Origin of the sequence: Ferrimonas sp. (assembly GCF_048263965.1) — a bacterium.
Lineage (GTDB): Bacteria > Pseudomonadota > Gammaproteobacteria > Enterobacterales > Shewanellaceae > Ferrimonas.
Window position 1 is genome coordinate 64,669 of record NZ_JBLXDO010000012.1, and the last position, 13,473, is coordinate 78,141.

The 13,473-nt window shown below is 58.8% G+C and carries 8 protein-coding genes and 1 tRNA gene; 3 read left to right on the plus strand and 6 right to left on the minus strand.

Features of this window, described 5'->3' with window-relative positions; genetic code table 11:
• Positions 1 to 128 precede the first annotated feature (128 nt).
• Positions 129 to 1,766, minus strand: a complete 1,638-nt coding sequence (locus tag ACN0RV_RS12085; RefSeq protein WP_417347848.1) for a methyl-accepting chemotaxis protein — start codon at positions 1,764 to 1,766, stop codon at positions 129 to 131.
• A 445-nt stretch (positions 1,767 to 2,211) separates the two neighbouring features.
• On the opposite strand from ACN0RV_RS12085, the gene ACN0RV_RS12090 reads away from it, so the two are divergent.
• The 3 genes from ACN0RV_RS12090 (at position 2,212) to ACN0RV_RS12100 (ending at position 6,960) form a co-directional block, all read left to right on the plus strand.
• On the plus strand, positions 2,212 to 3,615 hold the full coding sequence (locus ACN0RV_RS12090) for a wax ester/triacylglycerol synthase family O-acyltransferase (RefSeq protein WP_417347849.1): 1,404 nt from the start codon (positions 2,212 to 2,214) through the stop codon (positions 3,613 to 3,615).
• A gap of 107 nt (positions 3,616 to 3,722) precedes the next feature.
• A complete protein-coding gene (locus tag ACN0RV_RS12095) occupies positions 3,723 to 6,539 on the plus strand; it encodes a hypothetical protein (protein ID WP_417347850.1) in 2,817 nt (938 codons plus the stop codon).
• A gap of 64 nt (positions 6,540 to 6,603) precedes the next feature.
• A complete protein-coding gene (locus tag ACN0RV_RS12100; RefSeq protein WP_417347851.1) occupies positions 6,604 to 6,960 on the plus strand; it encodes a hypothetical protein in 357 nt (118 codons plus the stop codon).
• Positions 6,961 to 7,004: 44 nt separating this feature from the next.
• Here the strand turns inward: ACN0RV_RS12100 and fabV are convergent, their stop codons facing one another.
• From fabV to lon, 5 genes are all read right to left on the minus strand, one after another.
• Complete coding sequence (gene fabV, locus ACN0RV_RS12105; RefSeq protein WP_417347852.1) at positions 7,005 to 8,207, minus strand: enoyl-ACP reductase FabV; 1,203 nt, start codon at positions 8,205 to 8,207, stop codon at positions 7,005 to 7,007.
• Positions 8,208 to 8,408: 201 nt separating this feature from the next.
• The gene (locus ACN0RV_RS12110) at positions 8,409 to 10,253 is read right to left on the minus strand and encodes a SurA N-terminal domain-containing protein (RefSeq protein WP_417347853.1); all 1,845 of its coding nucleotides are present in this window, start codon (positions 10,251 to 10,253) and stop codon (positions 8,409 to 8,411) included.
• A gap of 95 nt (positions 10,254 to 10,348) precedes the next feature.
• Positions 10,349 to 10,425, minus strand: a tRNA-Asp gene (locus ACN0RV_RS12115).
• A 44-nt stretch (positions 10,426 to 10,469) separates the two neighbouring features.
• Positions 10,470 to 10,742 carry a nucleoid-associated protein HU-beta gene (gene hupB / locus ACN0RV_RS12120; protein ID WP_028109509.1) on the minus strand — a complete coding sequence of 91 codons (273 nt, stop codon included), beginning with the start codon at positions 10,740 to 10,742 and terminating at the stop codon, positions 10,470 to 10,472.
• A gap of 294 nt (positions 10,743 to 11,036) precedes the next feature.
• The gene (gene lon, locus ACN0RV_RS12125; RefSeq protein WP_417347854.1) at positions 11,037 to 13,385 is read right to left on the minus strand and encodes an endopeptidase La; all 2,349 of its coding nucleotides are present in this window, start codon (positions 13,383 to 13,385) and stop codon (positions 11,037 to 11,039) included.
• Positions 13,386 to 13,473: the final 88 nt, after the last annotated feature.

The window sequence follows — 13,473 nt, forward strand, 5'->3', positions numbered from 1 at the left end:
GTTCAACAATCCTAGGCGGTTAAACTGAACCACTCTCGGTTTTGAGATCCGTTTCCCCAAAATCAGGCTTGCGCCACCCTTGCCCGGTTACGCATACGAGAAGGCCCCGCGTTTGCGGGGCCCCTCATTCAGCTGAGACGGTAGCGTCCAATCAACTGCTGCAGTTCATTGGCCTGGGAGGCGATCTCCTCCCCGACCTGCTGGGCCTCGGAGGCATTGCGCTCCACCGACTCGCCCACCTCTTTGACCCGCAACACGCTCTGGCTGATCTCCTCGCTGACACGGCTCTGCTCCTCGGCAGCGGCAGCAATCTCCATATTCATCTGACTCAACTGCCCCACTTCATCGGTCACCAGGCTGAGCATCTCATCCACCTCGGTGGCCTGAGTGGCGCACACGTCGGCGAACTGCTGGCCATGCTGGATGGAAGCCACCGCCTCCTGGCTTTCTCTCTGCAGCCGCTCAATCATGGTCTGAATCTGCTGAGTGGACTCCTGGGTTCGCGACGCCAGAGAGCGCACCTCATCCGCCACCACGGCGAAGCCGCGCCCCTGCTCACCGGCCCTGGCCGCTTCGATGGCCGCATTCAGCGCCAGCAGGTTGGTCTGCTCGGCGATGGTGCGGATCACATCCAGGATCGCTCCTATCTCCTGACTCTCATGCTCCAGGCGCTGCATCACCTGACCAGAGTGACTCACCGCCCCCTGAAGCTCGATGATGTTCTGCTTGGTTTCGTTGAGGTTACGCTTACTCTCACCCAGTCGACCGTTGGTTTCCCCCACATTGTTGGCCGCCACCTGGGCACTGGAGCTGACCTGGGAGATGGACGCCACCATCTCGGTCATGGCACTGGCCATCTGATCAGTCTGCGAGTTCTGGTCATGGATGTCGGTCGCGGTCTCCCCCATCTCCCGCTGCAGGGTGTGAGACTGGCTGGTCAGTTGAGTCGACACCTGGTGCAACTGGTTGAGGATCGCCACCTGCTGCTGCTGAAGCTCTCTGGCATCCCCGGCCAGTTTGCCCAATTCATCCTTCTGCTCCAGAGTAAGCTGGGTGGTAAAGTTCCCGGACGCCAGCTCACGCAAAAACTCGCCGACACTGCGCATGGGACGAATGATGAAGCCGTTGCTCACCATGCCCCCCACCACCAGTGCCAGGGCAAAAGCCAGGGCAAGGGCCACCATGGCCAGCATCAGCTGCTGGTCCGCATGCTGCTGCTGTTCGATGACGGCCCTCTCCTGAGACTCCGCCATGGCGTCCACCAGAGCATCCAGGCTCTTGGCCGGCGCACGATCGATCCCCCGAACCAGGGTGTCTGTGCCGGCAGCATCATAGCCGTTTGCTAACTGATACTCCCTGCCTTCGCGGTACTTCTGCCCCAGCACCCTGTGCGCCTCGATAAACGCCTCCAACTTACTGGCCAGTCCGGCATCCAGTTCTCTGAGCAGAACCAGCGTAGACTCGGCGTGTTCACGTACCTTGGCCTCGACCTTCAGGTACTTACCCCAATACTTTTCCCGGTCCTGCTCCTTGTAGGTTCGCACCAGGACGTTTTTCCACTCCTGTACCTGCGCTTTGAAATCCACTTCCAGGGTGAGCACCTGCTCCCTGGCCACCACATCCCTATGCAACACCTGCTGGTAATAGCCGACCACAGTGACCTGGCTGTAGAGGGCAAAACCTGCCCCAAGGAGCAAAAGCAACATGCCCACCAGGTTGGCGAACATCAGTTTCTTGCTAATGCTGAGATGACGGAGAAGCTTCATATATCGGCCCTTAAGTAATGCTGAGACTCTTGTAATCCGTACGCGGTAAGCCCGCTTTACAGGGGTTAGCGGCAGGCTAGCATCAAGCTGTAATGGTATTTTCGGGCCAGGTTTTCACAGCTTCTCACATCCGCCAACATGGGGTTATGGGCCTGTAAAAAGCTGAGTAAATACTCTTTTTTTGCCTCCTTGTATTCATCTGATTTACCTAGCTAATCTTTCAAAGATTGGCGAAGCGGCCAAATTTGAGCCAGCTCACACATCGCAACACTCACTTCCAGCTAAAGATCTCAAATTAATTCCAGTTAATGGTAAAAAAACCTCCCTTGTTTAGATCCAGCTCATTGACCGAGCCCCTTCTCCCCCATACCTTAGGAGGACAGACCAGTGCCGAAGGAGAGGCGTTGGCCGGTAATGACCGAAGACCCACATGGAGTACGCCCCAATGGCTCGCTTGTCCCTTATCGATGCTTCCTTTGTCCTGTTTGAAACACGCGCCACCCCCATGCATGTGGGCGGGTTGATTCTGGTTGAGCCGGACAATCCGGATTACGCCGACAGGCTGTTCGACCACATGATGAGCTGTGAACAGGTCCACGCCCCCTTCAATAGAGTGCTCCACTTCGGCCCGGGGTTGTGGCCCAGTTGGAAACGCCGTTCCCGACTGGATCTGAATCAGCACCTGTTCCGCCATCATCTGGCGGATCATGGGGGAGAGCAGCAGTTGCAAAGCCTGCTGGAGGCTATCCACAGCAAACAGATGGACAGGCACAAACCTCTTTGGGAGTGTCACCTGATCGAAGGGCTGGCCGACGACATGGTCGCCATCTACGTCAAGATTCATCACGCCTGCGCCGACGGCATGAAGCTCAGTGCACTGATGCAGCAGATGCTCAGCGCCGACCCCGATGCCATCGTCAGCCCGGCCTTCTGGCAATTCTCCAAACACCGCCACCGCAGCCCAAACCCAACCCTCAAGCTGGCCTACGACTTTGCCCACTCCCTCTACCATCAGGTTCAGGAGTTGCCCAATCTGGCTAAGCTCACCGGAAAGCTGTTCTCCAGGGCCTTCTACCCCAGCATCAGCCGGCTGCCTATCCCCTTCACCGCAGAGCGCACCTTGTTCAACCAGGGGCCCCACAGCGAGCGGGTCATCACCTGGGGAAGCCTGCCTCTGAGCTCCATTCGCCGCATCAGCCAGTTTACCGGGGCATCCATCAACGAGGTGGTGCTGGCCATCTGTGACGCCGCCCTGCACCGGTACCTGATTGAACACCAGCACCCCAGTGACAAACCTCTGGTGGCCATCATGCCGGTGAACATGAAGGGGGAGGGGGACACCCGCGACAACCACTTCTCCCCAGCCCTGATAGAGCTGGGCAGGAGGCAGAACCAGCCCACAGAACGGCTCAAGGAGATCATGATCTCCAGTCGGCAGATCAAACACGAAGCCAAGAGCTTTTCGCCCACCGCCTTTATGAATCTGTCGGTGGTCACTAATGCCCTGATGCTATTGATCGGGCGCCTGGGGCTGGACACCAAGTTGCCCGCCATCAGCAACCTGATCATCTCCAATGTGCCCGGGCCCAAGGAGCAGCGTTACCTCTATGGTGCCACCATCCGCTCCATTACCCCCTTCTCACTGCTGCTGCCGGGGCAAAGCCTGAACATCACCATGTTCAGCTATGACGGTCAGCTCAACATCGGCATCGCCGCCTGCCACAGCGCCCTGGCGGATGCCGACAAGCTGATCCCCTACATCAGTAAAGCCCTGACAGCCTTGGAGCTGGACCTGCTTAACGTGACACTGGAACTGGCCAACAGAGAAAAGAACAAGCAACTTCAATAAGCTGCCTTTGCAAGCCAGAGGCCAGGCAAGATAGATTAGACAGAGTTGATCCGCAGGGGGGCGATGATTCGTCCCCCTGCGCACCTTTTAATCACAGGAAGTGTCCCATGAGATCCGCTCTGCTTGCCGCCCTGCTGTGGCTGCTGCTCACCCAGCCTGGATTGGTTGCCGCCGACCGCCACTGGCAAACGCTGGAAACCGAGTTATACCGCATTCACTATACTCCCGAGCATGAGCACTGGGCCCGGCAACTGGCCGCCGACGCCGACAGGCTGCAACAGGCGGTCTCAGACTCTGTGGGGCACCAACTGCCCGGCAAGGTCGATCTGGTGATTCGCGACCCCCTCAACCTGGCCAACGGATTTGCCTTGCCGGTAATCGGCCGGAGTCGCACCGTGTTCTACACCACGCCCCCGCTCTCTGATTCCGTGCTGTCCCATATGCCTCAGTGGTCGACCCTGCTGCTGGTGCACGAGCAGGCTCACCTGAATCATCTGGCCAGGGAGTCCCGCTCTCCCATGACTCAGCTTTGGCAATCACTCTACGTGGACTTTCTGCAGGTGCCCCGCTGGGTCTCCGAAGGTTACGCCACGGTGATCGAGCATCAGCACGATGGAAAAGGACGCCCCGCCAATGCCCTGGTGCAGGGAATTTTGATGCAGTGGGCCCGCGAGGGCTATCTTCCCAGCTATCAACAGCTGTCAGGGGATGAGGAAAGCTACCTGGGCATGAGCATGGCCTACCTGATGGGGTCCAGCTACCTGCTGTGGTTGCAGCAGGAGCACGGAGAGGAGAGCCTGAAGCAGGTATGGACCCGCATGGTGGCCAAGGAGCCACGGAGCTTCGACCAGGCCTTCAAGGGCGTGTTCGGCCAGGGGCCCGAGCAACTGTACCGCCGCTTCGTGGCGGAAACCACCTATAAGGCGATGACCCAGGAGTTCGCGGCCCAGGCAAAGACCGCCGACCTCTGGCTGAAACACCATTGGCAATTGTCGGCACCCAGCCTGTCGCCCTCGGGAGACAAGCTGGCCCTGATTGAAGGAGATCGCAAGGGCTACAACCAGAAGCTGGTGGTCTTCAGCACCCAGCCCAATGACGCCGCCCGGGACAAATGGCTGAAGCAACGTCGCGAGCGGCTCGACGCCGATCCCCAGGATATCCCCGACAAGGAGCCCGAACAGTTCAACCCCGAGGTCCTTCACTCCCTGCCCCGTCGCGACGGCATGATGACCGACCCGGTGTGGCTGGGTGAGGAGCAGTTGGTATTCAGTCAACTGAACCAGGGCCCTCAGGGAGATTGGCATTTTGACCTCTACCTCTGGCAGCTGGACACTCAACAGGTGACCCGGCTGACTCACCAGCAGAACCTGGTCCGCCCCTTCCCCCATCCCCAGGGCCAAAAACTGCTGGCCCTGCAACTCAAGGGAGGAAAAAGTGCTGTGGTGGAGTTGGAGCTGAACAGTGGCACACTCACCACCCGGGCATTAGCGGCAGACAATGAGCTCCTCGACTTTCCCAGCTACCGTCCGGGAGAGATTCAACTGAGTTATTTGAAGCACAGCGAAGGCCAGTGGGATCTCTACCTGTCCGACGGCCAACAGGAGACCCCTATAGGCCTGGCGCAGGTCAACAGCGGCAACTTCCTCAGCTACCCGAACTGGCAGAGCCCAGACAGCCTGCTGCTGAGCCTGGGCGATGACAAGGGGGTCGCCAATTACTTGTTCAATGTCGGTGACCGTTCACTGACCCGGCTCACCAGCTATCGCCAGGTAGCCACCGCCCCCCGCAGCGACGGTGAGTCACTCTACTTCGTTGCCACCACCAGCCAGGGGCAGAGCCTCTATCGTCAACCGGTGAACATGAGCCCCCTGGCCCAGACCACGCTGGCGCCCATAGGGGCGCCCCCTGCGCAGCCGACCCCGGCACAGGATCTGCGCCCGGCCACACACTACGGCGTCGGTCCCCAGTATGGCGCCCTGGCTTTCGGTGCCCAACTGACCCCCTGGCAACAGGCACTGGAGTTCGGAGTCAAAGGGGGCGACCCGGTCAACCGGCTGCGTTGGCAGCTGCTGGCCCAGGGAGACCTCTCAGGCGCCCAGCAGGGGATCCTGGGTTCACTGAGGTGGCAGGGCTGGCCCATCAGCCTCAATGCCGACCTTCTCGCCCTGGAGCAGGAACTCAATGAGCTTTCAGAGAGCCAAACCCCGCAGCTTCATGAACGCCGACTGGCCTCCCATCTGGGCGCCCAGTGGCACAGACGCTTCGACACGTCACTGACTCTGAATCTGGGTGGCGGCGCAACCCTGGGTCAGGTCGAAGCACGCCGCAGTGGATTGGATACCGACGTCAGCACCGCCTATCTGGACGCCGGCCTGGCCGGCCATTGGCGCAGGGGGCCTCTATCCCTGAGCAGCCAGGTTAGGGGCAGGCACACCTGGGGGGAAAGTCAGGATCACTGGCAGCGCAGCGACAGCCAGCTCAACCTGTCTCTGGGGTGGCAGGATTGGAGTCTGACCGGAGAGGGTATCTTGTGGGACCTGGGCGGCACTCCGTCCCCCTTCGACCAGTTGAGGCTGGGAGGCATCCAAAGCAGCCTTACCCCACACTGGCTCCCCTGGGGGCAGGTGATGGAGCCAACCCTGCCTCTTTCCGCCCTGACCGGAGAGCGGCTGGAACGACTGGGCCTCAGCCTGAGCAACGCTCCCCTGCAACTCTTCTATCGCAGCTATCAGATGGACGCAGGAGAGCGACTGCCGGTGGCTGGCGTCAATCTGGAGCTGGAGGGGCTCTCTCCTTACATCCTTGACGCCCTGCCCGAGTTTGATGGTCTGCAACTACAGATGGGCGCGGGCTGGGCGGGAGACAATGGCGTGGAAGACCCCATCGGCTGGAGTGCCTGGCTGAGCCTCTACTACCAGCTTTAACTGAGTTGGCTCCTGGCCCCCACTTAGGTATGGTGGGGGCCTGATTTCCCGGTTGACACGCCCCATGACCCCAGAACAACTGCTTGAACAACTCTTCATCCTGCCCACCCGGGAGCTGGACGCCCTTGGGGTGTCCACCGTGGTGCTCAGCCTATTGCAACACGAAGGGGAGTCCGCCCAACTGATGGAGGGGGAGTTGGCCGGCACTCCTCATCACTGGGTGCTCTGGCAGGACCGCCTGGTGGATTTCCGCTATCCCAGCATCGACGCCGCTGAAGCAGGCATCAGGCCTGTCAGTGAATGCGCACACTACAGAGGGAAGCCACTGGAAGTGGCTGCCATCCCCAAGGTGATGCTGCCCGCTTTCTGTGGTGGCGACCACGCCCATTTCGATCACCTGGCCGGTAAGGGCGAGGCATAAAAAAACCGCCCTTGGGGCGGTTTTTCTTATCTGACTGAGGCGTCTTAGATGTCGATAACGTCAAACTCAACCAGGGGGTTGACGTCGGCATCGTAGTCAATGCCTTCAACTCCAAAGCCGAACAACTTGAGGAACTCTTCCTTGTACTCGACGTAGTCGGTCAGCTCCTTCAGGTTGTCGTCGGTCAGCTGGGCCCACAGATCGCGGCAGTGCTTCTGAATGTCGTCGCGCAGCTCCCAGTCGTCCAGACGCAGACGGTTCTCTTCATCCACTTCGGCAGCGGAACCGTCGGCCTTGTAGAGGCGCTCACTGAACATGCGGTAGATCTGCTCCATGCAACCTTCATGCACACCCTCTTCACGCATCTTCTTGAACACCATGGCGATGTACAGAGGCATGACAGGAATGGCGGAGGACGCCTGGGTCACCACAGACTTGAGCACCGCCACATTGGCGCTGCCGCCATTGGCTTTCAGCTTGGTATCCAGGGCGTGGGCCGCACGGTCCAGATCCTTCTTGGCGTCACCCAGGGCACCGTGCCAGTAAATGGGCCAGGTGATCTCGGTACCAATGTAGCTGTAGGCCACGGTCTTGCAACCATCGGCCAGCACACCCGCCTCGTTCAGGGCGTTGATCCACAGCTCCCAGTCCTCGCCACCCATCACGGTCTTGGTGGCGGCGATCTCCTCCTCGGTGGCAGGCTCGATGGAGGCTTCGAACAGGGCATCCTTGTTGGTGTCCACGGCAGTGGCGGTGTAGGTCTCGCCCTTGGGCTTGAGCACGGAGCGAACCACTTCGCCGCTGTCGGGCATCTTACGCACTGGGGAGGCCAGGGAGTAAACCACCATATCCACCTGACCCAGGTCGGCTTTGATCAGGTCAATGGTTTTCTGCTTGGCGTCGTGGCTGAAGGCGTCACCGTTAAGGCTCTTGGCGTACAGACCGGCTTCGTGGGCCAGCTTGTCGAAGGCCGCGGCGTTGTGCCAGCCGGCGGTGCCGGGCTTCTTCTCGGTGGCGGGCTTCTCGAAGAACACGCCGATGGTGGCAGCACCGCAGCCAAAGGCGGAAGCGATGCGGGAGGAGAGGCCATAGCCACTGGAGGAACCGATCACCAGTACCCGCTTAGGGCCGTCGGCGATGGCACCCTTGGCCTGGGTGTAGGCGATCTGCTCACGTACATTCTGCTCACAGCCAACGGGGTGAGTGGTGGTACAGATGAAACCGCGAATCTTTGGCTTGATGATCATCAATAATTCCCTTGTTTGCTACCTGCATTTTGGCAGGAGTTCGGCCCCAAGTTTAGGCCCGATCTAAAAATTTTCCGGAAAGCTTATCCAAAACCGCCGACTACGGAAAGGAAAAACCCGCAGATCCGACCATCGCCACACAATCGCTCAGATAAGAAAAAGGCGTGGCCGGAGCCACGCCTTCACTGCCAAACGCAACCCTTACTGGGCGGCGTAGTAGCTGATCTCCGCACTGGTGCGCAGGGCAACAATCAGGGACTGATAGTTCTCCTGACCCATCACACCGGCCAGACGCAACTTCAGGGCATCGGCGGCGGCGCGCTCGGCATCACCGTCGCTCACCTTGTCCAGGGCGACGATGGCGTAGTCGCCACTGCTCAGCTTGATGCTGCCCAGGGTTGGCTTACCGGCGGGACGCGCCAGGGTAAACACCTGAGACACCAATTGAGGGTCTACGCCTGGCTTACCCATACGGCCCAGGCCAGTCTCGGTCACCATCCCCTCCAGGGCTGCTCCGGACTCCAGCTCGGCCAGCTTGGCAGCGGCGGCGGCCTCGGCCAGCTTGGAGGCCTCTTCCGCCTTCAACTGAGCCAGAATCTGGTCGCGCACCTCATCCAGAGGCTGGGTGCCGGCGGCGTGGTAATCCTTGGCACGAACCACGATCACGTGGCCACTGCCCAGCTCGATCACGTCGCTGTTCATCTGATCCAGAACCACGGCATCGGAGAAGGCCGCATTCAGGACCTTAGGATTGCTGAAGGGCTCTTGAGCATTGAAACGGTTGAACAGCTCGGTGCTCTGAACCGCTTTACCCACTTCGGCAGAAGCATCACTCAGACTCTCGGGGAACTGGAAGGCCGCATCCACCAGACGCTGCTGCATGTCGTAGAAGGCTTCCTGCGCCTTCTCCAGCTTCACGGTCTCGGCAATCTCAGCCTTAACCTCATCGAAAGGCGCCGCCACATTGGTCTCAATGTCCTTGGCCTGGATGATCTGGAAGCCAAACTCGGACTCGACAATCTCAGACACCGCACCCTTGTCCAGGGCAAACAGGGCATCATCGAAAGCCTGATCCATCATGCCACGCTGGAACCAGTCCAGTTCGCCGCCGTTCTCGGCAGAGAAGTCTTCAGACACCTCTTTGGCCACATCGGCGAACGCTTCACCGGCCTGAATGCGAGCCAGCGCCTCTTCCGCCTTGGCACGATCTTCCACCAGAATCATCGCCGCCAGACGACGTTCAGGCTTGTGATACAGGTTCTGATGGCTGTCGTAGTAGGCCAGCAGCTCGTCATCACTGACTTGCGTGTCTTTGGCCAGGTCCGCAGCGCTCAGCTCAATGTACTCCAGGCTCACCTGCTCAGGAGTAGCGAAGCGATCCAGGTTGGTGTCGTAGAAGGTCTGCACCTGCTCGTCGCTCACGTTCACCTGATCCAGGTAACCGGACTTGGCGATGGTCAGGTAACGGATATCCCGCAGCTGCTGCTGCAGAGACAGCAGGTCCTGAGCCTGCTCTGAGGTCACGATTTCGCTGCCAAACAAACTGCTCAGCAGTTGCTGACGCACCAGATCCTGGCCGATGGTGGCCGCCAGGCGGTCCGGGGTCATGTTGATCTGGCGAAGTACCGCCTGGTAACGGTCATTATCAAATGCGCCGTCTACCTGAAACTCTGGGGTCTCTACGATGGCTTGTTTGATCTGCTCATCGGAAACACGCAGACCCAGAGCACGGGCCTTCTGATCGATGAGGCGCTCGGAGACCATACGCTCCAGAACGGAACGCTCTACATTGGCCATCCAGGCAGGGTCGGCAGCCAGGGTGTCAAACATCTCGCCCATCTGGTTGCGCAGGCGGTTCTGCTCATTCTGCAGCGCAACGCTCAGGTCGTAGCGGGTGATGTCTTCACCATTGACAGTGGCGGCGTTAGCCTGACCGTTGGAGCCCAGGTAGCTGTAGATTCCGGACAGTGCAAATGAAAGAATCACGGCACCCAGGATGATCTTGGCGGCGCCTCCCTGCGATCCTTCACGAATTTTTTCTAACATCAGACGTCTCTTTTCGAACGAGCTGGAAGGGGTTGTATCCCAGTATAAGGGTACAAAATAAAAAAAAGCGCATCGGGGATGCGCCTTTGTATAGCTGGCGGAGTGGACGGGACTCGAACCCGCGACCCCCGGCGTGACAGGCCGGTATTCTAACCAACTGAACTACCACTCCGAAACTAAAAAACGCTCAGAAAGGTCGGAGCGTCTTCAGGTAACTTAGTTTACCGCGTCTTTCAGCGCTTTACCGGCCTTGAATGCAGGGATCTTCGCAGCTGCGATCTTGATCTCTTGGCCAGTTTGAGGGTTGCGACCAGTGCGCTCAGCACGCTCGCGAACTTCGAAAGTACCGAAACCAACCAGGGAGATCTTGTCGCCCTCTTTCAGAGTATCGGTGATTGCTTCAATGAAGGAATCCAGAGCGCGGCTGGCCGCTGCTTTGGAAATATCAGCACCAGAAGCGATTTGATCGATCAGTTGAGATTTGTTCATTTCATCCCCTTCAATTCTAATTTTGCGCCGCTGCCATTCCATACGCTAGCGCGGTCTGCGGAGAGTTTTATATCAAGCCTAATTTCAAAGTTCAAGCGTTCAAAGTGCCGCATGACATGGAAACCAGGATACCGCTCAAAGCCAGTCATGCCGCGCCCTTTAGCGCACTGAGCCTTGGTTCAAACCATACACTACACAGCGAAAACGAGATTGCAAAGCCCTTTTTACGGTTTTTGCCGCAAAATCAAAAATGCGCCTTAAAAAAGGCGCATTTTGGGGGGTGTTTAGCCACTTTTAGGCCACAGATTCAAACCCTTCCGGCGGATTTTCCAGAGCCAAGGTCAAAACTTCATCAATCCATTGTACCGGGTGAATGGCCAAATCCTTCTTCACGTTCTCCGGAATCTCCTCCAGGTCCCGCGCGTTCTCTTTAGGAATAAGCACAGTTTTAATGCCACCTCGGTGAGCGGCCAGCAGTTTTTCCTTCAGACCTCCGATGGGCAACACCTCGCCCCTCAGGGTGATCTCACCGGTCATGGCCACATCGGCCCTTACCGGATTGCCGGTCAAACTGGAGACCAGGGAGGTGCACATGGCGATACCCGCAGAGGGGCCATCTTTCGGGGTTGCCCCCTCAGGTACGTGCACATGGATATCCCGCTTCTCATAGAAGTCCGGATTGATGCGCAGCTTCTCTGCACGGGAGCGCACCACGGTCATCGCCGCCTGGATAGACTCCTGCATCACATCACCCAGGGAACCGGTGTAGGTGAGCTTGCCCTTTCCGGCCACGGAGGTGGCTTCGATGGTCAGCAGATCGCCGCCCACCTCGGTCCAGGCAAGGCCAACCACCTGCCCCACCTGATTGTTCTCTTCCGCCTTGCCATAGTCAAAGCGTTGAACACCCAGGAAGTCCTTGAGGTTGTCGCCGTTGACGGTCACCGACTTCTGCGACTTGTCCAACAACAGTTGCTTCACCGCCTTACGGCAGATCTTGGAGATCTCACGCTCCAGACTACGCACGCCCGCCTCGCGGGTGTAGTAGCGGATGATGCCGATGATGGCGTCATCCTCCACGGTCACCTCACCCGGCTTGAGGCCATTGCGTTTGATCTGCTTGGAGAGCAGGTGCTGCTTGGCAATGTTGAGCTTCTCATCTTCGGTGTAACCGGAGAGGCGAATCACCTCCATCCTGTCCAGCAGAGGACCGGGGATGTTCATGGAGTTGGAGGTGGCCACAAACATCACGTCCGACAGGTCGTAGTCCACTTCCAGATAGTGATCGTTGAAGGCGTTGTTCTGTTCCGGATCCAGCACTTCCAGCAGCGCCGACGCCGGATCGCCACGCATGTCGGAGCTCATCTTGTCGATCTCGTCCAGCAGGAACAGCGGGTTACGCACTTCGACCTTAGCCATCTTCTGAATCAGCTTGCCAGGCAGCGAACCGATGTAGGTACGGCGGTGACCGCGGATCTCCGCTTCATCGCGCACCCCACCCAGGGCCATACGCACATACTTGCGACCGGTGGCCCGGGCAATGGACTGACCCAGAGAGGTCTTACCCACCCCTGGAGGCCCCACCAGGCACAGAATCGGCCCTTTCAGCTGTCTGACCCTGGATTGCACCGCCAGGTACTCCAGGATCCGCTCCTTCACCTTTTCCAGACCATAGTGGTCGGCATCCAGCACGTCCTGGGCCCGGGCGATATCCTTCTTCACCTTGCTGCGCTTGGTCCAGGGCACGCTCACCATCCAGTCGATGTAGCTGCGCACCACCGTGGCCTCGGCAGACATGGGGGACATCATCTTCAGCTTGTTCAGTTCGGCTTCCGCCTTCTCCTGAGCTTCTTTAGGCATGCCCGCATCGGTAATCTTCTTGGAAAGTGCCTCAAACTCATCGGGCACATCATCCAGCTCGCCAAGCTCCTTCTGAATCGCCTTCATCTGCTCATTCAGATAGTACTCGCGCTGGCTCTTCTCCATCTGTTTCTTGACGCGGGAGCGGATCTTCTTCTCCACCTGGAGAATGTCGATCTCCGACTCCATCATCGCCATCAGGTACTCCAGGCGCTCGGCAACGTTGTCCATCTCCAGGACCGCCTGCTTCTCCTCCAGCTTCAGCGGCATGTGGGCAGCCATGGTGTCTGCCAGACGCGCCGCTTCATCGATGCCGTTGAGGGAGGTGAGCACCTCGGGGGGAATCTTCTTGTTGAGCTTGATGTAGCCTTCAAACTGGCCGATGGCGGTGCGCACCAGCACCTCCTCCTCGCGCTCCTCCATCCGCTCTGTTTCCACAAAGCGAGCGTCGGCCACCAGGAAGGGCTCCTCATCGGTAAACTGCTCAATTCGAGCACGTTGACTGCCCTCAACCAGCACCTTGACGGTACCATCGGGCAGTTTCAGCAGCTGCAGAATCGACGCCACAGTACCAAGCTGGTAAACATCATCAACTGAGGGGTCGTCCTGCTCAGCCTCCTTCTGGGCTACCAGCAGGACCTGCTTGTCCTGCTCCATGGCCGCTTCGAGGCAGTTGATCGACTTCTGCCGGCCAACAAACAGGGGGATCACCATATGGGGGTAGACCACCACATCCCGTAATGGCAAAACCGGGATCTGGACGAGGTCGGAGCGCTCTATTGTCATGGCTCTATTCCATTTCAGCTACCGGCCTGCTCCAAACGCAGGCCATCCGTAATTCAGTATATGGGGGCATTTCTGACAGTTTCAATTG